Genomic DNA, 24,873 nt, shown 5'->3' with positions numbered 1-24,873 from the left:
TCGGCTATGATGGCGCCCGGTCGGCAATATCCATGGCAATTTTGCTTCGGTAGGGTCGGAAGCATGGTTGTTGGTATGGGATGTCGATGCAAGCAGGTAGTCGCACAATGCCTCCCCTGGTGGGAGCGCCACAAACACAATTCGGTCTGATCAATCTGTTGAAGGCGGGCGCGGCGCAGCTGATTGTCCTGCACCACCTGGCTTTCTATGGGCCGATGGCGGACCACGCGCGGGTATTGATGCCCGACCTGTTCGACTGGCTCGCGGGCGACGCGCGCATTGCCGTCCAAATCTTCCTCGTCATCGGCGGCTTCCTTGCCGCCAAATCGCTGGCGCCGGATGGCCTTGCCAGGCCGGGCAATCCGCTCGGCACCGTGTGGCGCCGCTACGTGAAACTAGCGCCTCCCTTCATCGTCGCGACCCTGCTCGCAGCCGGGGCGTCTTATATTGCATCCATGTGGATGACGCACGATTCGATCTCCGCCGCACCCAGCGTCCCCCAGCTGGCCGCGCACGTGCTGTTGCTGCATAGCGTGCTCGGCTACGAATCCCTGTCCGCAGGCGCCTGGTATGTCGCCATCGATTTCCAGCTGTATGCGGGTTCCGTGCTGCTGCTGTGGCTGTGCGGGCGCTTGTCTGGCGGCGTGCAGCGGCCTTGGCTGGCGCCGGTTTTCACGATGGTTGTGGTTGTGTCGTCGCTGTTTTACTTCAACCGCGATGCGGACTGGGATGTGTGGGCGCCGTATTTCTTTGGCAGCTATGGGCTCGGCATGCTGGCCTGGTGGGCGGGGGATCCGGCGCGGCGGCCGCGGGCGGTGGTGTTGCTGTTTTTGATGATGGCGGTGCCGGCGCTTCTTGCGTTGACGCTCGACTTTCGTAGTCGGATTGCGGTGGCGCTGAGTGTGGCGTGCGTGTTGATGTTGCTGGGGCGGGTAAGGGTGCGGTCAGGGGCTGGGTGGGCGGTGGCGAACTGGCTGGGGAAGAATTCGTATTCCATCTTTCTTGTGCACTTTCCGGTGTGTCTTGTGGTGACTGCGTTGTTTATTCGCTATATAGCTATAGCGCCGCACTTCTATGCCTTCGGCATGCTGTTGGCTTGGGTTGGTAGTGTGGGATGTGGCGCAGTTTTCTTCCATTGGGTCGAAAAACCACTCGGCCGCGTGACATTCTTCTTTACATTCCAAGCGGTTAGTGTTCATGCAGCAGGTTCACCCCAGGCCTATGCGATGACCGAGAAGGCCTCAGTTAAATGTGTATCACAAGCGTGAAGGGCGCAGGATGACACAGTATTTTGACAAGACAACATGCCTGACATCGCGAATGAAGATTCGCGTAGTCTAGCTGGGCATTGGCCATGCATATGTTCATATCAGGTGGCTGCAACGACTAGGCTAAACCTCTTGGCGAACGACATAGCATGCGGTCTTTCGAGATAGGGCAATGGGAGACCAACCCAGACACGGGTTACGGGAGCATTGTCGTTACCATACGTGAACTGCTGGCCGTGCCGGCATGGGCTTGGGCCTACCTGACGTGGTCATTTTTCATCCTGCGCCCGAGCGTTCACCCAGCACAGCAAAACGTGACTATTGTTTATTTGTCACTTGTGGTTCGCTGTGCTTCCTCGATGTGTCTCCCCTACAACACACCTGGGCACGGGACCTGTGCGCCTGCTGTTCCGAAAAGAAATATCTCATCGTTACCGCAACTACGGATAGAATTTCTGGCCTCATCGTTTTGAGTTGAGTTTTTGTTGTCCGATTGCTTAGCCTCTTTGTGATGAGTCAAGCAGCAGACAGCAGACCTGGTCGGGCGCGCAAAAGGACAGTATACTGGATGCATATACAGTACTTTCGCTTACGTACTCCCACTTCCAGGGTCACCATCGCTTAGAAGATTTAAATCTGCTTTGTTGGCTACGCTTAAACGCGGGGGAGCTGATGAATTAGTTTTTCGGAGAAATAATATGACACGTCCCGTCGGAATAGACCTTTTCGCAGGAGCAGGTGGGCTATCGTTAGGGTTTGAGCAGGCTGGCTTCGATATTGCGGCTGCGGTCGAAATCGATCCAATTCATTGCGCGACACATGAGTATAATTTTCCGAACTCAAAAACCATATGTGCGAGTGTTGTTGATCTTACTGGTAAAGAAATTCGATCATTAGCTAGTTTGGATAATAAGGAAATTGACGTGGTTTTCGGTGGCGCGCCATGTCAAGGTTTCTCAATGATCGGAAAACGTGCTTTTGACGATCAACGAAATCAGTTGGTGTTTCACTATGTACGTCTAGTGAAAGAACTTCAGCCAAAGTATTGTGTTTTTGAGAACGTAAAAGGGCTTACTCTCGGTAAGCACGCGCAGTTCTTAAGTGAACTCATAGAAGCGTTAGGTCATGCTGGCTACCGTGTATCGTTGCCATACAAGGTACTAAATGCCGCTAAATTTGGCGTCCCTCAGGCACGGGAACGTCTTTTTCTGATGGCAGCACGTAGCGACCAGAAACTTCCTGAGTATGGCGAGCCTCCGCAGAATGCCTCTGTCTCTGTCAGTGACGCAATTGCGGATTTGCCAAATGCCGATGACTTCGACGTATTGAAAAAGCTCGACTGCGTTGAGGTGCAATGGGAAACTAAATCTCAATATGCTCAGCGATTACGTGGTTTATTGGATGATCCAAAGGACTATAGCCATAAGAGGTATTTCAACTATAATTTGTTGACGTGTAGCCTTGTAACTGAGCATACGGAAAAATCGAAGAACCGTTTTGCTGATACTCCGCCAGGGAAAACAGAGCCAATTAGCCGTTTTCTTCGGCTAGATCCCGCAGGAGTTTGCAATACGCTCCGCGCTGGTACTGATAGTGCACGCGGCGCTCACACATCGCCGCGTCCAATTCATCCTTTCTACGCGCGTGTTCTAACAGTGCGTGAAGCAGCACGACTGCATTCTTATCCCGACTGGTTTAGACTCCATGCAACAAAGTGGCATGGATTTCGACAAATCGGCAACAGTGTTCCACCTCTGCTTGGAAGAGAAGTTGCTTCATACGTCATGCGTGCACTCGGAATAAATCCTGTAAAACCGCAAATACCAATTGAGCCTGGGGACCCGAGCTTGCTCTGTATGAACATGGGCCAGGCAGCTGCTTATTTTTCAGTTGCCAAGAACGTCATTGCACAGCGAGCGCGGAAGCAAACATTGCGAGATGATTTAACTCTTCCCGATTTGTTCGCGGTATAGTATTCATGCTTCTAATCTGGCGACTTGATGAGCTTGGCGTCTAATTTGACATCAGGTCGCCACAGGGCTTCATTAAATATTTCATGACAAAAAAGTTAAATCGATATCAGGCAATCATCGCGGAAATCTTCTTTAACCACCATACCGAAAACATTATGGAGTTCGAGTTCAGTCGCGATGAGGTTGTTGAGACTGCTGAGATTTTAAAGATTCAGTTGCCAAAGAACTTGGGTGATGTGATTTATTCTTTTCGCTACCGGACGGAACTTCCTAGCGTAATTACCGCATCTGCGTTAAACGGACATGAGTGGATTATTGAAGGCGCAGGTCATGCGCGATATCGATTTAAACAGGTTCAGCTGAACCGTATTGTGCCGAGGGAAAATCTCGTTACAATAAAAATACCTGATTCTACGCCGGAGATTATCGCCGCTTATGCATTGAGCGACGAGCAGGCCCTGCTCGCAAAAGTCCGTTATAACAGGCTTATCGATATATTTTTAGGAATAACTGCATATTCATTGCAAAATCACTTGCGAACTACCGTAACTGGCGTCGGACAAATTGAGATTGATGAAATATATGTCGGGATTAGCCGAAGCGGTCGTCAATTTGTGGTGCCTGTCCAAGCGAAAGGCGGGAGCGATAAGCATGCTGTAGTTCAGACGCAGCAGGACATACTTTGTTGCAGACAAAAATTTCCTGAATTAATGTGCCGGGCTGTTTCGGCGCAGTTTATGGCGGGAGGTAAAATCGCGATGTTTGAATTTGTGGTTCAGGATGGCGGGGTAAAAGTTGTCGATGAAAAGCACTATCAATTGGTGTCAGCCTCCTCCATCAGCGCGGATGATTTGAAGATGTACGCTGCCACGGAAGAGTAATAACTCGAGTGAAATGGCGTTCTTACACTTTGGAGGAAAATTAGGTTGATGCGACTAAAGGTTCTTATATTGGTGGTGAAGAAAGAATTTTTTTAAGTTTTTCTTCTAATGCATTCATGTCTTTAAGCTCGCATTGCCAAATATTTTCCACTTTCCAACCTAGATCCGTGAGTTCAACTTCCCTCCGGCTATCTCGATCTTTATTTCCCTGTATTTTTGGCATCCAGTAATCAAGGCGAGACTTTGGGAGGCGACCAATAGGACAGCCGTGCCCATGCCAAAAACATCCATGCACAAAAATAGCCAAATGCCTCGAGGGTAGTACGATGTCTGGCGTTCCGGGAAGATCTTTTCGATGTAGTCGGAAGCGGTAACCTAAACGATGAAGTAAAGACCGAACAGTTTTCTCTGGTCCCGTATCTTGACGTTTAACCTTACGCATTAAGTCGCTACGACGTTCTGAATTTAAGCGATCCATTTGATTTGAAACAGTGCGGCGGGGAAAATGATTATCGGTATGTATGGTGATAGGAGGATGGATTAGGACATGTGGCGCGTCTGTACGAGGTCGCACATATATGAAATTCTTCAATCCGGATGCTGCGGAACACTTCCTAGTCGATATCCTTCGTATCGCCGCTTTGGAGCAGCTTACCTAGACCTTTATTAACAGCGTCGACGCAATGTTCAACTGCTCCAAGTAGCTGGATCATATTGCTTATGGGAAATTGACCTAGACCTAGAATTTCTTTCGACCCTACAACGTTCCTTTGGTAGCATCTCGCCATGAACGCTACCTCCGACTACGAAACTATCCCTCCCCGCATCCGCCGCCGTCAAACCCTGGCCCTCGTGCTATTGGTCCTCACCGGCGTCATCAACTACCTTGACCGCGCCACCCTGGCCGTCGCCAACGAATTCATCCGCGCCGACCTCGGCCTGTCGCTCGGCCAGATGGGCCTCCTGCTATCGGCCTTCTCCTGGAGCTACGCACTCTGCCAGCTCCCCGTCGGCGCGCTGGTCGACAAGATCGGTCCGCGCTGGCTGCTCGGCATGGGGCTGGTCGTGTGGTCGCTGGCACAGGCTGCGGGCGGGCTGGTTTCGACCTTCGGCTGGTTCGTGGTCGCGCGGATCTTGCTCGGGATCGGCGAGGCACCGCAGTTCCCGGCAGCGGCGCGGGTCGTCAGTAATTGGTTTCCATTGCGGGCGCGCGGTACGCCAACCGGTGTCTACAACTCGGCCTCGCCGCTGGGTGTCGCGCTCGCGCCCCTGCTCCTGTCGCCGCTGATCGCCGCCACCAGCTGGCACTGGGCCTTCTTCGTAACCGGCGGCATGGGCTTGGTGGCGGCGGTGATCTGGGTTGCCTTGTACCGCGATCCGGTGCGCAGCCAGATGTCGGCGGACGAGATCGCCTATCTCGACGCGGGGCAGAGCGCCGAGGCGGCGCCGGCAACGAGTTTCGCCTCCTGGCGCGCGCTGTTCCGGCACCGCGCCACCTGGGGCATGCTGTTTGGCTTTTCGGGCTCGGTCTATTTGAACTGGGTGTATCTGACCTGGCTGCCGGGCTATCTGCGCACCGAGCGCCACATGGACGTAGCCTACGCCGGGCTGGCAGCTTCGGTTCCCTTCGCCTGCGGCTTCGCCGGTGCCCTGATCGCGGGCTGGGCCTCGGACCGCGTGGCCCGCAGTTCGGCGTCGCCCCTGTCCGGCCGGCGCCGCGCGGTCGTGGTGGCCATGCTGGGCATGGTGGCGTTCACGATTCCGGCAGCGCTGGTCGAGAGCAATACGGTTGCCATTGCCTGCATTTCGATCGTGATCTTCCTTGCCAATGCGGCCTCGGCCTGCTCCTGGTCGCTCGTGACCGTGGTGGCGCCGCGCAGCCGGATTGCCTCGTTGGGCGCGATCCAGAACTTCGGCGGCTTTATCGGCGGCGCGCTCGCGCCCATTCTCACCGGTTTTATTGCGCAGACCTGGTCTTTCGTGCCGGCCTTGCTCACGGGCGCCGGCATTGCCTTCTGCGGGGCAATGGCGTATCAGTTCTTAGTTGTTCGGGCGATCCCAGAGAAAGAGCAAGCTTTATAAATTCCCTAGGACAGGAAAATAACACGGGCTTGGTGCAGCCGCGTGGTGTGTATCGACCGCCTTTCAATGTACCGCCTACGTGCGCCCACTTCATGCTCGGCGACTTTTACAATACCTTATATAACCCGTCGAGACCCGGCAGAGCAAGAAATTGCGACGGCCGGCCCTGCTTAGTCTCGCCGTTTGAGTTGATTCTTTCCGTTGACGTGACGAGAACACATGCTTTCCTCGCACGCGTTACACCGACATAATGGAGGTTCAGACATTGCTCCCAATTTTCGAAGTGTTCGTCGTAGTTCCCTTGGACGAAAGTACGCTTCGGGAGTACCCAGTCATACAGATCAAGGTGAATAACGACATCGAACTCTAAACCCTTGGATTTATGAAGAGTCATCAGTTGCAATTCGTCGTTGGTTGGCGGTGAAAGGGCTTCTATTTGCTTCTGGTCGTTGAGGACTGCAGCTAGCTCTGTTAGTGCGTCCGAAGTCAGAGGACTTCCATGAATAATATTCATTGCCCCCGCCACAGCTGCTGTGAGCGACTTGGCCGGCCCGACCTTGCATTGCTTTAGATAATGGCGAAGCAGGGTTTTGTTCGCTCTGTCCCCTTGGAAGGAAATTTCGTCGAGCAGCCCTTGAACCGTCGACGACTTGTCGAAACGCATCCGCAGGATTGAGGCGATTTGAGCTGCGGCACGCACCGGCGAGTTGTCTAGCAATGAGTCTACCGGTATTTTTGACGGCGTTTCTAGGTTTTCCTGAATAGCCGATGCCGTTGCGTATGTCTTCGTTAGTATGCCGATGTCACGTAAGTCTGATACTTTGAAAACGCTACTTATCTTTTCTATATTTTTGTCAAGCCATTCTGCAATCGCCGCAGGGTCACCAGAGACGGTTTTACGATATACCTGCAGTTTTTCGGAAGATAGCAGCTCCGCATTTTTATCCAGAAGCCTGTTCGCATAGTTGATAATCGACGAATGTGATCGATGATTTTGCGTCAACTCCTTATGCGTAAAGCCGCTACCCGGCTCACACAATTCACGTAAGAACTTCGGATCTCTTTGTGCGAATGCATAAATTGACTGTCTAGCATCGCCCACTGCCGTTGCTATAAGTCCCAGATCTTTAAGTGCTAGAAATAGCAAGTGTTGAGCAGCGCCGGAATCTTGGTACTCGTCAATGTAAACGTGAGAGTAGCGAGCACGTAGGTAGGCACGGCACGCCGTCGAGGAGGACACGATTTCATACGCGATATCGCCCACTGATTCCAGGACCAATTTCCCGCTTTTATAAAGTGCAATAGTATTGGCGACAAAAGCGTCCTTGTCACCTGATCCATTATCATATATCGCACCTTCAGCAGAGCTAAGTAATGACCGCCTTATTACATCAACAGCTATTGGGGTGCCGTCGAAGTAATGTGGTAAAAATGGAATGATAATTTCGGAAATGCAGAATTTATCAATCGTCCCGAAAAATGATCGTTTAACGTCGTTGGCGTCTTGCGTGCAGCGCTTTTTCAGTTCTGCGCTCGCCTTGTTCGTGTACGAAATTGCGATGACACCCTTATACTCGGGAAGGCTTGGTAGAATGCGCCTTACCTTCGCACTTACAACTGCTGTCTTGCCGCTGCCAGGACATGCTGTAATTACCATGGAAACGTCATTTTCAATTGCATTTTTCTGTTCCATGGTGGGATTGAACGTACTCATGCAACAACCTCGGCTTTTGCAAAATCGACACTGCAATTTAAAGGTCGAATAAGCTCGCCTGATTTCAATATAGGGAGATCTTTATAATATTTTGCCAAAAATTCGCGCATACGTAACGCTTTACTTCCTTGAAGATATTTTATGGTTGCTGAGACAGAACCTTTAAAATCTACAAATTGCGCTTCGAGTTCATGCGCCAGATCGTTTTCAAGGTCAATCCGAGCGATAAAAACGCCATTTGGTTCAATCAATTTAGTTACTGAGGCTCGTGTCCCGTCAGCTAGGCATTCCGTTTGAGTATAGGGAGCGCTACGGTGTGGCAATGGCTTTTTTCCGATCAAACTCAGGCATCGATTAAGCCCGGCTAATTGCCGCTTTGTTTCCGGAGATTTTTTCCCACCGGTCGCGATATCTGAAATGTCGTTATCCGTCCGAACTACAAAGGGGATTTCCATTGCTTTCAAAATGGTCGCGTAAACTTCGAACGAAACACCATCCACAGATAGTATCGAGACATTGTAATAGTCTAAGTCGATGGCTAGCTGTCTAGCCAATTCCCGATAGAAAAGTAGTTCAGACGGGCCCTCGACGAGTAGCACGGCACTCGCGAAAAATGCTTCTGCTGGAAGAATGCTCATCCGGTAGCCCATGTTATCCCAAGCGTCGCTTATGCAATCTGATGCGCCGCCTGAGGCAGCTACAGTGGACTGCAGAGTGCGCTTTAATCGGATAATTGAATCTGGCGAGTAACCTGAAACGATCTGGGGAGAGTGCGTAGAAACGATCGTTTGACCTTTTAACGTAGACGTTAGATACGTTGCCAATTTCCTTTGCTGGTGAGGATGAAGATGCGCTTCTGGTTCTTCTACACAGTAAATCACTACCTCATTCTCTTGATCGAATTCTCTGGTAGCCTTGGCTTTCCAGAGAGCCAGCAAAATTTGGTTGTTTCGCCCATCGCCACCCAAGCTAACGGTGGAGCCGTTGGTTGTGCCCGATAGCTCCAGCTTTTCGACAAATTGCGTAACATCGATGGCTGTGCTGTTTAGGCTTACAGCATAATTGACGTTATGGTGAGCCAACGATTTAAGTTCGGTGTTTACTTCGTTTGTGGCTTTTGCGACATAATGAAGTTGGCTAACTAATGCGTTGACTTCGTCAAGCTTCGACGACAAGCTCTGCATTGTCGTTTCGTCAGCAGCTGCCTCGACAGTTGTCCGGAGCTCTTGTGCAATCTTAAGAAGATACTTTTTCTCAGATTGAATGAACTTTGTCAGGTCGCGACGAGAGTCAACCACCTTCATGCATAAATGTCTCAGATAGAAACGAGAAGGAAGTTCCTCTAAATGGGTATCATTGCGGCCGGCCAATACCTTATATGTAAGGTCTTTGCGCACTGCTTTGAGCGCAAGTAGCATTTCTCCGCCCGCCGTTATCTTTCCCGGGAACGTCGCTAAGACAGAATCTTCTGAAATTTCGGAGAAATGGATCGTAATAGAGAATTCCGCAGCAATATCACCGCTCTCGTTGATGTGGAAGTCAGATTCGGTCGGCTCGATGTCAAGTTCCGATAATCCACGATCAAGAAGTTTACGTAGTCCCGCAATGAGGTTTGTTTTCCCGATATCGTTCGAGCCTATGATAAGGGACTTTTCCGCAAAATTGATTTCTGAATTAGCGAAATTTCGGAAACCTGCAACGTTAACTTTTTTAATGCGCAAAGCTGGCCTCTTCTATTTGCGGTTTGGATCGGAGGAGGCAATGTTACCATCACGAGAGCGTGATGCCAACTGAGGAGCAAGCTGGGAGATTTTTCTTTTGCTAATAATGAATAATTTTTACCCAATCTGGGTTATTAATTTTAGTCATTTGGCAGTGCTGCGCGAACAGCACAAAGTTAACTGCCATGAAAAAGCGGCCGTCTAAACGGCCGCTAGTATTTTTGTAAAAAAATTAGCTATTTACGTTGGAATCTGATCAAACGTCAATATTCCCCGCCTGCAGCGCATTCGACTCAATAAAGTTCCTGCGCGGCTCGACGTCGTCGCCCATCAGCGTGGTGAAGATCTGGTCCGCGGCAATCGCGTCTTCGATCTGCACGCGCAGCAGGCGGCGCACTTTCGGGTCCATCGTGGTTTCCCACAGCTGCTCCGGATTCATCTCGCCCAGACCCTTGTAACGCTGCTTCGACACGCCGCGCTCGGCTTCTTCGCGCAGCCAGATCATCGCTTCGTGGAATTCGCGCACGGCGAATTCCTTCATCTTCTCGCCTTCGCCGCGGCGCATGATGGCGCCTTCGCCCATCAGGCCCTGGAAGGTGGCTGCGGCGTTGGCCAGCACGGCGTAGTCGTTGCTGAGCACGAAGTCGGCGTCGATCGAGGTCACGTACACGTTACCGTGGCGCATGCGCTCGATACGCAGCGAATGCTTTTCGCTGAGGTCGTCGGAACGCACCACCACGCGCACGGCCGGGTCGCCGATCGCGGCTTCCATCGCCTTGGCCGAGGCTTCGGCCGCGTCCAGCGTTGCCATGTCGAGCGTCGTGCCGCTCATGATCGCGGTCAGCGCGGCGCGGTCGATCACGCGGGTCAAACGCATCATGATGGCGTTGGCCAGGTTGTACTGGCGCACCAGCTCGGCCAGGGCGTCGCCGACGATCGGCTCGGCGCCTTCGCGCGGAATCAGGGAGGCGCCATTGAGCGCCACCATCATCATGTAGCTCGCTTCTTCGACGTCGTCTTTCAAATAACGCTCGTCGCGGCCGGCTTTCACCTTGTACAGCGGCGGCTGGGCGATGTAGATGTGGCCGCGCTCGACCAGCTGCGGCATCTGGCGATAGAACAGCGTCAGCAGCAGGGTGCGGATGTGGGCGCCGTCGACGTCCGCATCGGTCATGATGATGATGCGGTGGTAGCGCAGCTTGTCGACGTTGAATTCGTCCGGGCCGATCGAGGTGCCGAGGGTGGCGATCAGGGTCGTGATCTGCTCCGACGACAGCATCTTTTCAAAACGCGCCTTTTCCACGTTCAGCACCTTGCCGCGCAGCGGCAAAATGGCCTGGAACTTGCGGTCGCGGCCCTGCTTGGCGGAACCGCCTGCCGAGTCACCCTCGACGATGTACAGTTCGGCCAGCGCCGGGTCGCGTTCCTGGCAGTCGGCCAGTTTCGAGGACAGGCCCAGGCCGTCCATGATGCCCTTGCGGCGCGTCAGGTCGCGCGCTTTACGTGCGGCTTCACGGGCGCGCGCGGCTTCCACGATCTTGCCGCAGATGATTTTCGCGTCGTTCGGCTTTTCGTTCAGGAAGTCGGTCAGCGTCTTGGCGACGATTTCCTCGACCGGGCCGCGCACTTCCGACGACACCAGCTTGTCTTTGGTCTGCGACGAGAATTTCGGCTCAGGCACTTTGACCGACAGCACGCAGGTAAGACCCTCGCGCATGTCGTCGCCCGAGATTTCGACTTTCGCCTTCTTGGCGAAATCGTGCTCGTCGATGTATTTGTTGATCACGCGCGTCATTGCCGCACGCAGGCCCGTCAGGTGGGTGCCGCCGTCGCGCTGCGGGATGTTGTTCGTGAAGCACAGCACCTGCTCGTTGTAGGCGTCGTTCCACTGCATCGACACGTCCACCGAGATATTCGTGTTCTGGTCCGACAGGCGGTCGCCCGTGGCCTGGAACACGGTCGGGTGCAGGACGGTCTTGGTCTTGTTGATGTATTCGACGAAGCCGCGGGTGCCGCCTTCGAACGCGAAGATTTCTTCCTTGCCGTTGCGGTGGTCGGAGAGGCGGATGTTGACGCCGTTGTTCAGGAAGGACAGTTCGCGGATGCGCTTCGAGAGGATCTCGTAGTGGAATTCGACGTGGGTGAAGATTTCCTCGTCGGCCCAGAAATGGACTTCGGTGCCGCGCTTGTCGGTGTCGCCGATGACCTTCATCGGGGAGACTTCGAAGCCGTCGACGATTTCGATCAGGCGGTCCTGGGGAACGCCGCGCACGAATTCCATCTGGTGAATCTTGCCCTTCTGGCGCACGGTCACGCGCAGCAGTTTGGACAGTGCATTCACGCAGGACACGCCCACGCCATGCAGGCCGCCCGACACTTTATAGGAGTTCTGGTTGAACTTGCCGCCGGCGTGCAGTTCGGTCAGGGCGATTTCGGTGGCCGAGCGCTTTGGCTCGTGCTTGTCGTCCATCTTGACGCCGGTCGGAATGCCGCGGCCGTTGTCGGCGATCGAAATCGAATTGTCGGCGTGGATCGTGACATGGATTTCGGTGCAATAGCCGGCCAGCGATTCGTCGATCGAGTTATCCAGCACTTCGAAGACGAGGTGGTGCAGGCCGGTGCCGTCCGAGGTATCGCCAATGTACATGCCCGGCCGCTTGCGCACCGCTTCCAAGCCTTCCAGAATTTGAATCGAGGCGGCGCCGTAATCGTCCGACATCATCGGCGATTGGGGCATTTCATTGGTGGTATCGGACATGGACTGCTTTCTCAAAAAACTATGTATTCAGACTGCATAATCCCCGAAGCAGGCACAGGCCAGTCCGGGGATCCACACACTTCACGACAAGGCGCGATCAAATCCGCATCGGCATGACGACATATTTAAAGTCGCCATTCTCGGGAATCGAGATCAGGGCCGACGAATTCGAGTCGCCCAGGGCGATGTTCACTTGGTCGCATTTCAAATTGTTCAGCACGTCGAGCAGGTAGGTGACGTTGAAACCGATGTCGATCTGGTCGCCGCCGTAGTCGATCTCGAGTTCTTCGACCGCTTCTTCCTGGTCGGCATTGGTCGAGCTGATCTTCATGCTGCCCGGGGTGATGATGCAGCGCACGCCCTTGAACTTGTCGCTGGTCATGATCGCGGCGCGCTGCAGCGAGCGCAGCAGTTCGTCGCGGCTGATCGTGAAGTCGTTTTTATAACCCTTCGGGATCACGCGGGTATAGTCGGGGAATTTGCCCTCGACCAGCTTGGACACCAGTTCGATGTCGGCGAAGGTCAATTTGACTTGCGAGGCCGCGATGTCGAGCTGGACGGTTTCGTCGCTTTCTTCCAGCAGGCGCTGCAGTTCGATGATGGTCTTGCGCGGGATGATGACTTCCTGGCGCGCGAATTCCTGCTCGGCTTCGACCTGGCAGAAGGCGAGGCGGTGGCCGTCGGTGGCGACCGCAATCACCTTGTTACCGTCCAGCACCAGCAGCAGGCCGTTCAGGTAGTAGCGGATGTCCTGCTGGGCCATCGAGAAGTGCACCATGTTAAACAGGTGCTTCAGGGTCTTTTGCGGCAGGGTGACGGTGGCGTTGTAGGTGTCCGCGACCGAGACGGTCGGGAATTCCTCGGCGGCCAGGGTCTGCAGCGCAAAGCGCGACTTGCCGCTCTGTACCGTCAGGCGTTTATTGGCCAGCGTCATCGTCACATCGCCCGATTCCGGCAGCGCGCGCAGGATGTCCAGCAATTTACGGGCGGCCACCGTGGTGCCGGTGACGTCGTCGCCGGAGCCGATGTTGGCCAGCGTCGTGATCTGCACTTCGGTGTCGGTCGACAGGAAAGAGACGCTTTCGCCGTCCTTGCGGATGAGGATATTGGCCAGAATCGGCATGGTGTGCCGACGCTCGACAATACCGCTCACGATCTGCAGTGGCCGGAGAAGGGTATCTCGGGTGGTTTTGACCAATTGCATATTTGTCCTCAGAAGGGTTAATACTTGAAAGTGTTGCTACTACTATTTTGCCGTGTACCGGGGGTAATTGCCACCCCCGGCTGAGCTGGTCCGGATTACCCCTTCAGGGTCTGTTCCAGCACGTGCAATTCGTGATTGCACTCCGGGTTTTTCTGGCGGTCGCCGGCGATCTTGCGCACCGCGTGCAGCACGGTGGTGTGGTCGCGGCCGCCGAACAGCTCGCCGATTTCCGGCAAACTCTTTTGCGTCAGTTCCTTGGCCAGGTACATGGCGATCTGGCGCGGGCGGGCGATGTTCGCCGGGCGCCGCTTCGAATACATGTCGGCGACCTTGATGTTGAAGAAGTCGGCGACCGTTTTCTGGATGTTTTCCACCGAAATCTGGCGGTTCTGCACCGACAGCAAATCTTTCAAGGCTTCCTTCACGACGTCGATCGTGATGTCCTTGCCGTGGAAACGCGAGTAGGCCAGGATTTTACGGAGCGCGCCTTCCAGCTCGCGCACGTTCGAGCGCAGGTGCTTGGCTACGAAGAACGCGACGTCGTCCGACAAAGTGACGCCTTCGGACTGCGCTTTTTTCAGCAGGATCGCGACACGCATTTCCAGTTCCGGCGGTTCGATCGCGACCGTCAGGCCGGAGTCGAAGCGCGAGATCAGGCGGTCATCCATGCCAGTGATCTCTTTCGGATAAGTATCACTGGTAATGATAATCTGCTTCTTCGCGGCAATCAGCGCCTCGAACGCATAGAAGAACTCTTCCTGCGTGCGGCTTTTGCCGCCAAAGAACTGAATATCATCGATCAGCAGCATGTCGAGCGAATGATAGTAATGCTTGAAGTCGTCGAAGCCCTTGCGTTGATAGGCGGTGACGACGTCACGCACGTACTGCTCGGCGTGGATGTAGCGGATGCGCGCGCCAGGATTGTCGATCATCACCTGGTTGCCGATGGCGTGAATCAAGTGGGTCTTACCCAGGCCGACGCCGCCGTAGAAGAACAGCGGGTTGTAGGACACGCCCGGGTTGTTCGCCACCTGGATCGCGGCGGCGCGCGCCAGTTGGTTGGCTTTACCGGTCACGAAGCTGTCGAAGGTCAGGTCCGGGTTGATGCGGCTCTGTTCGCGCTTCGGCGAATTGGCGATGTTCAGGTTCTGCTGCGGCTCGGCCGGCACGGAGGGGCGCAGCTGGCCCGGTTCGACGTGGCTGGTCGGGGCAGGGCGCACGGCGTCCGGCAGTTTTTTGTTCTGGCTCGGGTCGAGCACGAACTGCACCTCGACCGGGGCTTCCCAGTATTGGCAGGCCAGCGCCGTGATGCGGTTGGCGAACTGCGACTTCACCCAGTCGAGCTTGAACCGATTGGGCGCAGCCATGCGCAGCTTGCCGTCCTCGTAATCGAGGGCGACGAGCGGTTTGATCCACGCGCTGTATTGTTGCGGCGTCAGCTCGAGCTCCAGTTGCGCGGAGGCGGTCTGCCAAAAATTTTCCATTTGTGCGGCTTCGTGATACGTAACACGCTATTTTACCTGTCTCCGCGTAAGTTATCCACAGGTTGCCCCAAGTTTTTCGGCGGCGCTGGGGATAAAGACGAAGTTATCCATACGTCACGCGGCGACCGGAAACAACAGTCGCCTTGACAGTTCGGGTTGAAATCGAGTCTAATTCAGGGTTCCCTGTCCGCCTACCTGTCAGCCAAGCAATTGATGGTTGAGAAAATGCGGACTTAGCTGTGGCGTGACGCTGGCTTAACGACTGCGAACTGTCATTGCGCCGATTCCTGACGAGAGACGTCAGACCCGATTTTGCATCCTATTTTGCTTTAAGCGAGACCACCATGAAACGTACTTACCAACCTTCCGTCGTTCGTCGCAAGCGCACGCACGGCTTCCGCGCACGTATGGCTACCCGTGGTGGCCGTCAAGTCCTGAACGCACGCCGCGCCAAGGGCCGCAAGCGTCTGGCTGTCTAAGCCAGTTCGCCTGCTTTCCTGCGGTCGGCCATGACAGGCGAAGGTTCGCACGACTTCGCGCGCGCTCGGCGCATTTTAAAAACGGATGAGTTTTCATCCGTTTTTCGTTTGCGGCCAACGCAAAAATCCGCGCATTTCGTGTTGTACACACGTCCCAGCCCGCTGCCCCATGCGCGGCTGGGCATCGTCGCGGCCAAGCGCTTCGCGCCGCGCGCCGTCACCCGCAATACCATCAAGCGCATCACGCGCGAACTGTTCCGCACGAACGAGATCCAGTCGGTCGACTGCATCGTCCGCCTGGCGCGTCCGGTGAATACCAAGGCGGGTCCGGCAACGAACAGCGCCTTGAAGCGCCTGCTGCACGCCGAACTGTCGCGCCTGCTCGCTTCGCAGCGTCCACGCCGTCCTACAGGGCCGGCACCAGCGCCGCCGTCGCCATGAAAACCCTGCTCATCTGGATCGTGCGTGCCTACAAGCTCGTACTGTCGCCGATGCTCGGGCAGAATTGCCGCTTTTATCCGTCCTGTTCCAGCTATGCCATCGAGGCGCTCCAGACCCATGGTGCGCTGCGCGGCAGCTGGCTGGCCGCGCGCCGCCTCGGCCGCTGCCATCCCTGGAACGCGGGCGGCGTCGATCCGGTGCCCCCACGCGGGCACAAAGATTCCCACTCAGCCGCTTGCGGTTGCAACCACTCCTGATCAATACCTCAATGGAAATCAATAAACGTACCATTCTGTGGATTGTCTTCGCCGTCTCGCTTGTCGTCCTGTGGAACAACTGGATGATCTCGACCGGTAAGCCATCGATGTTCTCGCCGACGCCACCGGCCAAAGTTGCGCAGGCACCGGCGAACGCCACCACCACGACCACCGGCGTTCCTGCCGCCGCCGCCCAGCCGGGTGCGGTGCCAGGCGCCGTCCCGGGTGCGGTACCCGGCCAGCCGGCCGCGCCTGCGCCCGTGCGCGCCGAACGCATCGTCGTCACGACCGATGTCGTAAAAGCCGAGATCGACACCGTCGGCGGCGTGATCCGCCGCCTCGAGCTGCTGAAATACCCGGACCACTTCGACAAGACGAAGAACCAGGTGCTGTTCGACGTGTCGGGCAATAACACCTACCTGGGCCAGACCGGCCTGATCGGTTCGACCCCTGCGGGCGTCCTGCCGAACCACAACACGCCATTCGTGGCGCGTCCCGGCCTGCGCAGCCTCGACGGCGGCAACACCGTGCAAGTGGTGCTCGACGCCGAGCAGGGTGGCGTCAAGCTGACCAAGACGCTGACCTTCAAACGCGGCGATTACGTCGTCGACGTGCGCCATGACGTCACCAACCTGACCGCCGCGCCCGTGCAGCCTTCGCTCTACATGCAGCTTCAGCACGACGGCAACAAGCCGCCGGGCGACTCGTGGTTCACCCCGAGCTTCACCGGTCCGACCCTGTGGACGCCAACCGAGAAGTACCAGAAGCTGACCTTCGAAGACATCGAAAAGGGCAAGGCCGAGCACTCGACCAAGGCGAACGGCGGCTGGGTGGCGATTTCGCAGCACTTCTTCGTGTCGGCCTTCATTCCGCTCGAGAACACCGCGCGTGAAATCTTCACGAAGAAGCTGGCGACGAACCTGTACGCCATCGGTACCGTCCAGCCGCTGGGCGTGGTTGCGCCTGGCGCCACCGTGTCGAACAGCGCGCGCCTGTATTCGGGCCCGCAGGACGAGAAGACCCTGGAAAAGATCACCCCGGGCCTGGAACTGGTCAAGGACTACGGCATGTTCGCGATTATCGCGAAGCCGCTGTTCTGGATCATCGACCAGATCCACCAGCTGCTGGGTAACTGGGGCTGGACCATCATCGCCTTCACCATCCTGATCAAGCTGGCCTTCTTCCCGCTGTCGGCTGCCGGCTACCGCAGCATGGCGAAGATGCGCGTTGTCACGCCAAAGATGCAGGCGATCCGCGAGCGCTACAAAGCCGACCCGGTGAAAATGCAGCAGGCCACGATGGAGCTGTACAAGGCCGAGAAGATCAACCCGCTGGGCGGCTGCCTGCCGATCCTGGTGCAGATGCCGGTGTTCCTGGCCCTCTACTACGTGCTGCAAGCCTCGGTCGAGATGCGCGGCGCGCCGTGGATCGGCTGGATCCAGGATCTGACCCAGCCTGACCCGTGGTTCATCCTGCCGGTGCTGTACGCGATCTCGATGTACGTCACCGCGAAACTGAACCCGCAGCCGGCCGATCCGATGCAGGCCAAGATGATGCTGTTCATGCCGCTGGCGTTCTCGGTCATGTTCGTCTTCTTCCCGTCGGGCCTGGTGCTGTACTGGGTGGTCAACAACCTGGTCTCGATCGCGCAGCAGTGGGTGATCACCAAGCGTTACGCGCCGGCGACCAAGTAAGCGTCTCCGCGCAGCAGACGAAAGCCCGTGGATTCCACGGGCTTTTTTTATAGTTTACTGTAGGGTGGGCAATCCTTGCCCACGCGGAATGAGGCACCACGTTAGCGCGCCCATATGCCGATGCGCGCGCTTTACGTCGACGCATCGGGTAGCGTCAATGCGGCTCGTCATCCGCGCTTCGAAAAGCGCCAACATGCCGCGCCATTTCGCGTGGGCACGGAGTGCCCACCCTACGAGAATATCCACGCAGGCAGGTTCCTGCTTTAAATCATCTACAATTCGCGCATGAAGCTAGACACCTCACCTATCGCGGCAATTGCCACCGCACCTGGCCGCGGCGGCATCGGCGTGGTCCGCGCCTCCGGCAAATCGCTCGCGCCCCTGATCGCCTCGCTGTTCCCGGACGCGAAGCTGGCGCCGCGCCACGCAACCTATATTCCGTTTACATCGGGCGACGGTTCCGTCATCGACCAGGGCCTCGCGCTGTTCTTCAAGGCACCGCATTCCTATACCGGCGAAGACGTGCTCGAACTGCAGGGCCACGGCGGCCCGGTCGTGCTGCAGATGCTGCTGGCGCGGGTGCTGGAAGCGGGCCGCGAACATGGCCTGCGCCTGGCCGAACCCGGCGAGTTCACGCGCCGCGCCTACCTCAACGACAAGCTCGACCTGGCCCAGGCCGAAGCCGTGGCCGACCTGATCGACGCCTCGACCGAAGCGGCGGCCAAATCCGCCTCGCAGTCCCTGTCCGGCGCCTTTTCGCAGGTCGTGCACCGGCTGGTCGAGCAGACGATCAATTTGCGCATGCTGGTCGAAGCGACGCTCGACTTTCCCGAAGAGGAAATCGATTTTCTGGAAAAATCGAACGCGCGCGGCCAGCTGGCCGGCATCATCGACTCGCTCGAACACGTGTTCCGCCAGGCCGCGCAAGGCGCGCTGCTGCGCGAGGGCCTGAATGTGGTGCTGGTGGGGCAGCCGAACGTCGGCAAGTCCTCGCTACTGAACGCGCTGGCCGGCGCCGAGGTGGCGATCGTCACGCCGATCGCCGGCACCACGCGCGACAAGGTCAGCGAGACGATCCAGATCGAGGGCATTCCCTTGAATATCATCGACACCGCCGGCATCCGCGCGATCGACGAGGGCATCGACGTCGTCGAACGCATCGGCATCGAGCGCACCTGGGGCGAAGTCGGCAAGGCCGACGTGATCCTGCACCTGCTGGACGCCAATCTCGGCCCGAGTGCGGCCGACGAGACCATCGTCGCCGCCTTTCCAATCGGGGTGCCGGTGGTACGCATCTGGAACAAGATCGACCTGTCCGGCCATCGCGCAGTGGTCGAAGGCGCGGCCGACGCGACCCACATCTATTTGTCGGCCAACGAAATGCTCGGCATCGATTTGCTGCGCGCCGAATTGCTGCGCATCGCCGGCTGGCAGCAGACGGGTGAGTCGCTGTATCTGGCGCGCGAACGCCACCTGATCGCCCTGCGCGCTGCGCGCCAGCACCTCGACGTGGCGGCCCAGCACGCGGCCCAGGACGACCAGTCGCTCGACCTGTTCGCCGAAGAGCTGAGATTGGCGCAGGAGCAGCTCTCCAGCATTACCGGGGAATTCACGCCGGACGATTTGCTGGGGGTGATTTTCAGCCGGTTCTGTATCGGGAAATAGGGGCCGGCCATGCTACCCTTGAGCTGAACCCAAGGAGCAAGAATGGCTGATCAACGAGCTTTCCGCGCGCGGCGCGCTTTCATCATCGCATCTGGCCTGGTGGCGGCCGCAGCCTTGAGCTCCTGCGCCAGCCTGGTCGGCCCGCGCGACGTCGATATCCCGCTGTCGAAACTTCAGTCGGGCCTCGACCGCCGCTTCCCCGTCGATAACCGCCTGCTCGCGCTGTTCGACGTGCGCCTGTCGCGCCCGCAGCTGGCAATCTTGCCGGACGACCGCATCGCGCTCACCGTGGAAGCCAGGGTCGCCCAATCCCTACTGCGCACACCCTTCGCCGGCAGCCTGGCCTTCTCGGGGCGGCTGTATATCGACCAGGCCAAGACCGGCGTCTTCCTGGCCGAACCGCGCCTGGAGCGCTTCTCCATCACGGGGCTCGACGAGTCGGTGAGCCGCCAGCTGTCGCGCGCGGCGAACGGATTGCTCGACCAGGCGCTCCTCGATATTCCGGTCTACAGTTTCCGCATGGACGAGCTGCGCTACGCGGGCGTGCAGTATGTGCCGACCCGGATTACCACCACCGCCACGGGGCTGCGCGTCTCGCTGGAGCCGGAAGCACCACGCTAGGTCGCCTTGCATCCTGTTACAAAATCCCCCGCCTGAACCAACCCCGCACGATTGGAATGCTGCTGGAATGCGTTGTCAATACTGCTATGATTTCCGCAGATGACGTCGCCTTTCACGGCTGCCTGCGCGCTGTCTGACGATCTGTTGCAGGCTTGCCGCAACGGGTGTGTGCCATCGACGACGCCGTTGCGGCAGCGCCGGGTTGGGCGCACACTGGATCTCCAGAACGGCTGTGGCAGCGCTGCTGCACCGGAACACCCCCATTGCGATTGCTCATGTCCGGGATGTTCCACTACAGTAATCTTGCTTGACGACTTGATGTGCTGCCGGTAGGGGGTGGACCTTGGAAACGATACAAGACAGTGTGATGAACGACGGTGGGGCCTCCGATGCGTCGCCCGCCGCCACCGCACAAACGAGGCCGTCGCGCGTCAGCCTGCCGCCGAAAGGCTCATGCTGGTACTGCGACAAACCGGTCGACAGCGTGCGCCGTTTCTGCGGCAAGGACTGCACCGACGCGTTTGACGAAGAAGCCGAATTTACGCGCTGAGCGCCTGCCGGTGCGTTGCTTGCTAGCCTAGTTGCGCGGCTGGTCGAGCAATTCGAGGGCGCGTTCGTAGTCGAAATCCGCTACCGCCGCGCGCAAGGCCGCATATCCCCGTTCCCCCAGATGCATGCTTAGTTCGCTGTGCGCCGCGGCAGCCAGTTCGACCGCCGCGCCGTCGCCGATGTCGAGCATGGCGCGCAGGTCCGCCAGCGCGTTGTCCGGCGCCGGCACCGGCGCGGGCGCTGGCGTTGGCTGTGTCTCCCACGCCATCGCATCGAGTGCGCGCAGTACCCCGGCCAGCGCGGCGTCGAGGGGCGCCAGCAGTGACTGCGCGTCGCGCTTGCCGCCACGCAGGACATCTTCCAGCGCCAGCGCCGCCGCATGCAGGGCCTGCGCTTCGATCATGCCGGCCGCGCCCTTGAGCGTGTGCGCCAGGCGCTGCGCCAGGTCCGTGTCATGGGCTTCGAGCGCATCCCGGATCGCACCGGCACTGCCGCGGTAATCGCTGCGAAAACCCGCAAGGACGCGCAGATAGAGGGCGCGGTTGCCCATCAGGCGTTCGATCCCGGCTTCGGTATCGAGCACCTGCACCGTGTGCGGGTCTGGCGGCAGCGCTGGGAGGTCGTGCCGGGTCATCCGTTCAGCGGGTCGTGAACGACCACGTGCGCGAGACCGGCGTGGTGCCGGTACGGCCTGTGAAACCGCTGAAGCTGACGTCGTAGACCGTGTTCGGCGCCAGCCGCGTCAGCGGCACGATGGCGGCCGAGGATGTCCCGGTGTGGGAATCGTTGGCATTGCTCAGCAGTCTAACTGCCATATCCGCGCCGCCGCGTGGACGGACCGTGAAACTCGTCACCTGGATCAGCATGTCGATGTTCGCATGCACGCTGATCGGATAGCCGACTTCATCGCGGTCAGGCACGGGATCGGGCTGTTCGGTATTGCTGAAAAAATTGCGCGGCACAAGGGTCTGGCCATTGAAGGGCCAGACGGCCAGCTGGTCGCTCGGCAGGCCGATGCCATAACCGTTATTAGCGGTGAAATTGGCCGTGAAGTAGTTGTAACCCTGGGCAGTGGTGGACGCGCCGGTGCCGATTTCCTTGAACACCGGTTCGAAGATGACGAAGCGGTGATAGACCGCCGTGATCAGTTCTTCCGCCATGTACTGCCCCGACGCGTTGCTGGTCGCCGAAATGACTTCGCCATAGGCGCGCGAGGCCATCGTATTGAAGCGGTAGCCGGCGGCGGTCAGGCGGTCGGCGACCGTGGCGCCGGTGAAGCCCTCCTTGCCCGGCACCTGGTCGTGCGTGATGCCGTGGATGCGCTGGTACTCGGAGTGTCCCTTGGCGGCGATGTCGATGACCGTGTTGTGCACGAGCGTCGACATGCCGACCTGGCCGCGGCGGAAATTGAGCCACTCGCGGCCATCGACGGCGATATTGCCGGTGACGGCGGGCGCGCCGGGGATGGCTGGGGTATCAGGCGCGGGCGTGACCGGCGTCAGCGGATCAGGGATGACCGGCGAGGTGGGGCCTTGCGTTGGCGGCGCAGGGACGGCCGGGACCTGATCGGCGATACTGGCGCTGCTACCGCCGCCGCCTCCACCGCAACCGGCCAGGGCCAGGGCGGTGACGCATCCCGCCACCATCATCCTCGCGCGCAGCAATTCGCTCATCCGTTACTCCTGATTCAAATCAACATCAAAAAGGCACATTCTAGGGTAAATCGAATATGCACGATGGCAGGGTCCGTGCGCGACCGTACCCGTGCGCACTGTAGAATAGGGCCACCTTCTCTAGCCCGGACCCGAATTGAACCGATCCCGCCCAGCGCGCCTCGCACGTGCCAAGTTTGCCCTGCCGAGTTTCGTGACCCTGCTGTCGATCGCCTGCGGCTTCGGCAGCATCGTCATCTCGGTCGACAATGCCCAGGTCGGCGCACCGGACGACTTCCGCCTCGCGGCGATTCTGCTGGTGCTGGCCGGCGTGTTCGACGCGCTCGACGGCTTTATTGCCCGCGCCACCAACACCCAGTCCGACTTCGGCGTCCAGCTCGATTCGATTGCCGACGTCATGAATTTCGGCTGCGCACCCGGTTTGCTGCTGTACTGCTACGGTTTCGCCCAGATGACTGCTGCACATCCCACCATCGTGCGCATGGGCGGGCTGGCCTGCTTCATCTTTGTCGCCTGCGGCGCGCTGCGCCTGGCGCGCTTCAATATCTCGGTCGGACGCACCGACCCGCGTTATTTCGTCGGCATGCCGATCACGGCCGGCGCCGCCTGTGTCGCCGCGGTCGTGCTCGCCTGGCCGGATCCGGTGGTCAACATGACCCAGGCCTTTGCCGTGATGGCGCTGATGGTTGCCGTCGGCACGCTGATGGTGTCGACCGTACGATTTCCTAGCAGCAAGCAAAAGCTGAGCAAGGGGATATTAGCCCTGATTGGCGTGGCCGTTCTGCTCCTCGTCATATTACAGACGCGCTTTTTCGTGTTGTTCTTCCTGTTGTACATCTGCGCCACGCTGCTGCTGAACATTGCATGGCGTTCCGGCTGGCGCGGGGTGGCGCCGCCGCTGGTCTACGCGGACGAGGAAGAAATTTAGGCGAATTTGTCGAGCAGCGCTGCCAATCTGGCAGCCACCGCACGTGCACCGTCGAGGTCTTCGGCGCCTTCGCTGTGGGTCACGACAGTGGCGGTGAGGAGTTGAACGAACGAGCGGTCGAGCGCTTTTCTCGCCGCTGCCATCTGCTGGGCCACCGCTTCGCAATCGGCCGGCTCGGCCGCGAGCGCGACGAGCCTCTGCACCCCGCGCAACTGGCCCTCGATGCGGGCCAGGCGGTTCAATAAATCCTTCTTCTGCTGCGGCGTCAGCGCAGTTCCCTCGACGATCTTGAGCGGCTCGGCCATGGCAGTCCTCATGCGACTTCGTGACCGCGCGCCGCGCGCAGGATCGCGAACCAGTCGCTGCGCTCGAGCGTGAAGCCGGTCGCGGCCACGGCGGCGGCGACGGAGGCGATCTTGCCGCTGCCGGTCAGCGGCAGCGGCCGGCTCGGCAGCATCATGATCCAGGCGAAGACGACGCTCGCAAACGACTGGCCCAGGCGGTCGGCGACTTCCTGGATGACGGCGCGCAAGTTGACGCTGTGATCGTCCGTGGCGCTGAACAGGCGGCCACCCCCGAATGGCGACCAGACCATGGGCGCAATCGCCAGGTCCTGCATGCCATCGAAGGTTTCATCGAACATCGGCGCCGTGTAGAGGGGCGAAAATTCCACCTGGTTGGTTGCCAGCGGCACGCGGCGATTCAGCGACTCGAACTGGTGGCGCGTGAAATTCGACACGCCGACATGGCGCACCTTGCCCGCCGCCTGCAAGCGGGTAAACGCTTCGGCGACCTCGTCGAAGTCCATCAGCGGATCGGGGCGGTGGATCAGCAGCAGGTCGAGGTGGTCGGTGCCGAGCGCGCGCAGCGAGGCCTCGCAGGAGGCGACGATGTGATCCTGGCTGGTGTCGTAATGCTGGATCGTGTGCGCCGGTCGGCTTGGGGAAACCAGCTTGATGCCGCACTTGCTGACGATTTCCATCCGGGCGCGCAGCGACGGCTGGGCGCGCAGCGCTTCGCCGAACAGGCCCTCGACGCCATAATCGCCGTAGATGTCGGCATGGTCGAAGCTGGTGACGCCCATCGCGATGCAGTCTTCGATGAAGGCAATGCGCTGCTCGACCGACATATCCCATTCGCCCAGGCGCCACATGCCGGCAACGACGCGCGAGAGCACCAGGCCATCCTTGCGGGTGGCGACGCGGGGGCAGGCGAGGGGAGAGGAGGCGGTCATGGCGGGGCTTTCTTGCTTGAAAAGTAACGCTGCATTATAGCGGTGCAATAGGATTTCGATCTGCCGCGAACGAAGCACAGACCCGTAGGGTGGGCGGCTCCACCCAGGCGCCTGCAAGCTTGCTGCCTCGTTCGCCGCCCACGCGTTCAACCGGCTGGAGATCTTTCGCGAGGCATCTCCCGCTGGTTGAACGCGTGGGCGGCGTCAACGCTGCAGGTACGCATGCTGCATTAGTGTAGCCGTCCAC

22 protein-coding genes are annotated in these 24,873 nt (G+C 58.1%); 12 read left to right on the top strand and 10 right to left on the bottom strand.

Features of this window, described 5'->3' with window-relative positions; genetic code table 11:
- Nucleotides 1-107 precede the first annotated feature (107 nt).
- The 3 genes from NMB41_RS23895 to NMB41_RS23885 all read left to right on the top strand — a co-directional run bounded on the left by NMB41_RS23895 (nucleotide 108) and on the right by NMB41_RS23885 (nucleotide 4,122).
- Nucleotides 108-1,268 carry an acyltransferase family protein gene (locus tag NMB41_RS23895; protein ID WP_494380219.1) on the top strand — a complete coding sequence of 387 codons (1,161 nt, stop codon included), beginning with the start codon at nucleotides 108-110 and terminating at the stop codon, nucleotides 1,266-1,268.
- Between the two features lie 698 nt (nucleotides 1,269-1,966).
- A complete protein-coding gene (locus NMB41_RS23890; protein ID WP_494380218.1) occupies nucleotides 1,967-3,241 on the top strand; it encodes a DNA cytosine methyltransferase in 1,275 nt (424 codons plus the stop codon).
- 83 nt (nucleotides 3,242-3,324) lie between these two features.
- Nucleotides 3,325-4,122 carry a hypothetical protein gene (locus tag NMB41_RS23885; RefSeq protein ID WP_494380217.1) on the top strand — a complete coding sequence of 266 codons (798 nt, stop codon included), beginning with the start codon at nucleotides 3,325-3,327 and terminating at the stop codon, nucleotides 4,120-4,122.
- Between the two features lie 64 nt (nucleotides 4,123-4,186).
- Here NMB41_RS23885 and NMB41_RS23880 read toward each other — a convergent pair whose 3' ends face one another.
- Nucleotides 4,187-4,564, bottom strand: coding sequence for a very short patch repair endonuclease (locus NMB41_RS23880; RefSeq protein ID WP_494380216.1), 378 nt, complete (start codon nucleotides 4,562-4,564; stop codon nucleotides 4,187-4,189).
- Nucleotides 4,565-4,908: 344 nt separating this feature from the next.
- Between NMB41_RS23880 and NMB41_RS23875 the strand changes: the two genes are divergently transcribed.
- Nucleotides 4,909-6,204, top strand: a complete 1,296-nt coding sequence (locus tag NMB41_RS23875; RefSeq protein ID WP_494380215.1) for an MFS transporter — start codon at nucleotides 4,909-4,911, stop codon at nucleotides 6,202-6,204.
- A 106-nt stretch (nucleotides 6,205-6,310) separates the two neighbouring features.
- Here the strand turns inward: NMB41_RS23875 and NMB41_RS23870 are convergent, their stop codons facing one another.
- From NMB41_RS23870 to dnaA, 5 genes are all read right to left on the bottom strand, one after another.
- Complete coding sequence (locus NMB41_RS23870) at nucleotides 6,311-7,918, bottom strand: UvrD-helicase domain-containing protein (RefSeq protein ID WP_494380214.1); 1,608 nt, start codon at nucleotides 7,916-7,918, stop codon at nucleotides 6,311-6,313.
- Nucleotides 7,915-9,639 (bottom strand): ATP-dependent nuclease, encoded by a 1,725-nt coding sequence (locus NMB41_RS23865; protein ID WP_494380213.1) that lies wholly within the window; start codon nucleotides 9,637-9,639, stop codon nucleotides 7,915-7,917. The genes NMB41_RS23870 and NMB41_RS23865 overlap by 4 nt, the downstream gene beginning before the upstream one ends.
- Before the next feature lie 256 nt (nucleotides 9,640-9,895).
- Nucleotides 9,896-12,397: a DNA topoisomerase (ATP-hydrolyzing) subunit B gene (gene gyrB, locus NMB41_RS23860; protein WP_494380212.1), complete on the bottom strand. Its 2,502-nt coding sequence runs from the start codon at nucleotides 12,395-12,397 to the stop codon at nucleotides 9,896-9,898.
- Between the two features lie 97 nt (nucleotides 12,398-12,494).
- Nucleotides 12,495-13,601, bottom strand: a complete 1,107-nt coding sequence (gene dnaN / locus NMB41_RS23855; RefSeq protein ID WP_494380211.1) for a DNA polymerase III subunit beta — start codon at nucleotides 13,599-13,601, stop codon at nucleotides 12,495-12,497.
- A 95-nt stretch (nucleotides 13,602-13,696) separates the two neighbouring features.
- The gene (dnaA, locus tag NMB41_RS23850; RefSeq protein ID WP_494380210.1) at nucleotides 13,697-15,085 is read right to left on the bottom strand and encodes a chromosomal replication initiator protein DnaA; all 1,389 of its coding nucleotides are present in this window, start codon (nucleotides 15,083-15,085) and stop codon (nucleotides 13,697-13,699) included.
- Between the two features lie 344 nt (nucleotides 15,086-15,429).
- Here dnaA and rpmH point away from each other — a divergent pair, with 344 nt between their 5' ends.
- From rpmH to NMB41_RS23815, 7 genes are all read left to right on the top strand, one after another.
- The gene (gene rpmH / locus NMB41_RS23845; RefSeq protein WP_040378179.1) at nucleotides 15,430-15,564 is read left to right on the top strand and encodes a 50S ribosomal protein L34; all 135 of its coding nucleotides are present in this window, start codon (nucleotides 15,430-15,432) and stop codon (nucleotides 15,562-15,564) included.
- Between the two features lie 108 nt (nucleotides 15,565-15,672).
- Complete coding sequence (locus tag NMB41_RS23840; protein ID WP_494380209.1) at nucleotides 15,673-16,005, top strand: ribonuclease P protein component; 333 nt, start codon at nucleotides 15,673-15,675, stop codon at nucleotides 16,003-16,005.
- On the top strand, nucleotides 16,002-16,262 hold the full coding sequence (gene yidD / locus NMB41_RS23835; protein ID WP_494380208.1) for a membrane protein insertion efficiency factor YidD: 261 nt from the start codon (nucleotides 16,002-16,004) through the stop codon (nucleotides 16,260-16,262). The genes NMB41_RS23840 and yidD overlap by 4 nt, the downstream gene beginning before the upstream one ends.
- An 11-nt stretch (nucleotides 16,263-16,273) precedes the next feature.
- Nucleotides 16,274-17,956 (top strand): membrane protein insertase YidC, encoded by a 1,683-nt coding sequence (yidC, locus tag NMB41_RS23830; protein WP_494380207.1) that lies wholly within the window; start codon nucleotides 16,274-16,276, stop codon nucleotides 17,954-17,956.
- A 285-nt stretch (nucleotides 17,957-18,241) separates the two neighbouring features.
- Nucleotides 18,242-19,621 carry a tRNA uridine-5-carboxymethylaminomethyl(34) synthesis GTPase MnmE gene (gene mnmE / locus NMB41_RS23825; RefSeq protein WP_494380206.1) on the top strand — a complete coding sequence of 460 codons (1,380 nt, stop codon included), beginning with the start codon at nucleotides 18,242-18,244 and terminating at the stop codon, nucleotides 19,619-19,621.
- Between the two features lie 42 nt (nucleotides 19,622-19,663).
- Nucleotides 19,664-20,242, top strand: coding sequence for a DUF1439 domain-containing protein (locus NMB41_RS23820; RefSeq protein ID WP_494380205.1), 579 nt, complete (start codon nucleotides 19,664-19,666; stop codon nucleotides 20,240-20,242).
- A 367-nt stretch (nucleotides 20,243-20,609) separates the two neighbouring features.
- The gene (locus tag NMB41_RS23815; RefSeq protein ID WP_494380204.1) at nucleotides 20,610-20,792 is read left to right on the top strand and encodes a hypothetical protein; all 183 of its coding nucleotides are present in this window, start codon (nucleotides 20,610-20,612) and stop codon (nucleotides 20,790-20,792) included.
- 27 nt (nucleotides 20,793-20,819) lie between these two features.
- On the opposite strand, the gene NMB41_RS23810 is transcribed toward NMB41_RS23815, so the two are convergent.
- Both NMB41_RS23810 and NMB41_RS23805 read right to left on the bottom strand, forming a co-directional pair.
- On the bottom strand, nucleotides 20,820-21,425 hold the full coding sequence (locus NMB41_RS23810) for an Hpt domain-containing protein (RefSeq protein ID WP_494380203.1): 606 nt from the start codon (nucleotides 21,423-21,425) through the stop codon (nucleotides 20,820-20,822).
- A gap of 4 nt (nucleotides 21,426-21,429) precedes the next feature.
- A complete protein-coding gene (locus tag NMB41_RS23805; RefSeq protein WP_494380202.1) occupies nucleotides 21,430-22,464 on the bottom strand; it encodes a CAP domain-containing protein in 1,035 nt (344 codons plus the stop codon).
- Between the two features lie 136 nt (nucleotides 22,465-22,600).
- On the opposite strand from NMB41_RS23805, the gene pssA reads away from it, so the two are divergent.
- Nucleotides 22,601-23,392 (top strand): CDP-diacylglycerol--serine O-phosphatidyltransferase, encoded by a 792-nt coding sequence (gene pssA / locus NMB41_RS23800; RefSeq protein WP_494380201.1) that lies wholly within the window; start codon nucleotides 22,601-22,603, stop codon nucleotides 23,390-23,392.
- Here pssA and NMB41_RS23795 read toward each other — a convergent pair.
- Nucleotides 23,389-23,709, bottom strand: a complete 321-nt coding sequence (locus NMB41_RS23795; protein ID WP_494380200.1) for a metal-sensitive transcriptional regulator — start codon at nucleotides 23,707-23,709, stop codon at nucleotides 23,389-23,391. The genes pssA and NMB41_RS23795 overlap by 4 nt on opposite strands.
- Nucleotides 23,706-24,626: an aldo/keto reductase gene (locus NMB41_RS23790; protein WP_494380199.1), complete on the bottom strand. Its 921-nt coding sequence runs from the start codon at nucleotides 24,624-24,626 to the stop codon at nucleotides 23,706-23,708. Before NMB41_RS23790 ends, NMB41_RS23795 begins: the two co-directional genes overlap by 4 nt.
- Nucleotides 24,627-24,873: the final 247 nt, after the last annotated feature.

Source organism: Massilia sp. FBCC-B171 (assembly GCF_059134155.1).
The sequence above is the reverse complement of the archived record's forward strand: the minus strand, read 5'-3'. Positions and strand labels throughout refer to the sequence as shown.

What these genes read in the sequence shown, in the direction of transcription:
- NMB41_RS23895 (WP_494380219.1), top strand. Translation starts at nt 108, where the DNA reads ATGCCTCCCCTGGTGGGAGCGCCACAAACACAATTCGGTCTGATCAAT.
- NMB41_RS23890 (WP_494380218.1), top strand. Translation starts at nt 1,967, where the DNA reads ATGACACGTCCCGTCGGAATAGACCTTTTCGCAGGAGCAGGTGGGCTA.
- NMB41_RS23885 (WP_494380217.1), top strand. Translation starts at nt 3,325, where the DNA reads ATGACAAAAAAGTTAAATCGATATCAGGCAATCATCGCGGAAATCTTC.
- NMB41_RS23880 (WP_494380216.1), bottom strand. Translation starts at nt 4,564, where the DNA reads ATGCGTAAGGTTAAACGTCAAGATACGGGACCAGAGAAAACTGTTCGG.
- NMB41_RS23875 (WP_494380215.1), top strand. Translation starts at nt 4,909, where the DNA reads ATGAACGCTACCTCCGACTACGAAACTATCCCTCCCCGCATCCGCCGC.
- NMB41_RS23870 (WP_494380214.1), bottom strand. Translation starts at nt 7,918, where the DNA reads ATGAGTACGTTCAATCCCACCATGGAACAGAAAAATGCAATTGAAAAT.
- gyrB (WP_494380212.1), bottom strand. Translation starts at nt 12,397, where the DNA reads ATGTCCGATACCACCAATGAAATGCCCCAATCGCCGATGATGTCGGAC.
- dnaN (WP_494380211.1), bottom strand. Translation starts at nt 13,601, where the DNA reads ATGCAATTGGTCAAAACCACCCGAGATACCCTTCTCCGGCCACTGCAG.
- dnaA (WP_494380210.1), bottom strand. Translation starts at nt 15,085, where the DNA reads ATGGAAAATTTTTGGCAGACCGCCTCCGCGCAACTGGAGCTCGAGCTG.
- rpmH (WP_040378179.1), top strand. Translation starts at nt 15,430, where the DNA reads ATGAAACGTACTTACCAACCTTCCGTCGTTCGTCGCAAGCGCACGCAC.
- yidD (WP_494380208.1), top strand. Translation starts at nt 16,002, where the DNA reads ATGAAAACCCTGCTCATCTGGATCGTGCGTGCCTACAAGCTCGTACTG.
- yidC (WP_494380207.1), top strand. Translation starts at nt 16,274, where the DNA reads ATGGAAATCAATAAACGTACCATTCTGTGGATTGTCTTCGCCGTCTCG.
- mnmE (WP_494380206.1), top strand. Translation starts at nt 18,242, where the DNA reads ATGAAGCTAGACACCTCACCTATCGCGGCAATTGCCACCGCACCTGGC.
- NMB41_RS23820 (WP_494380205.1), top strand. Translation starts at nt 19,664, where the DNA reads ATGGCTGATCAACGAGCTTTCCGCGCGCGGCGCGCTTTCATCATCGCA.
- NMB41_RS23815 (WP_494380204.1), top strand. Translation starts at nt 20,610, where the DNA reads ATGAACGACGGTGGGGCCTCCGATGCGTCGCCCGCCGCCACCGCACAA.
- NMB41_RS23810 (WP_494380203.1), bottom strand. Translation starts at nt 21,425, where the DNA reads ATGACCCGGCACGACCTCCCAGCGCTGCCGCCAGACCCGCACACGGTG.
- NMB41_RS23805 (WP_494380202.1), bottom strand. Translation starts at nt 22,464, where the DNA reads ATGAGCGAATTGCTGCGCGCGAGGATGATGGTGGCGGGATGCGTCACC.
- NMB41_RS23795 (WP_494380200.1), bottom strand. Translation starts at nt 23,709, where the DNA reads ATGAGGACTGCCATGGCCGAGCCGCTCAAGATCGTCGAGGGAACTGCG.
- NMB41_RS23790 (WP_494380199.1), bottom strand. Translation starts at nt 24,626, where the DNA reads ATGACCGCCTCCTCTCCCCTCGCCTGCCCCCGCGTCGCCACCCGCAAG.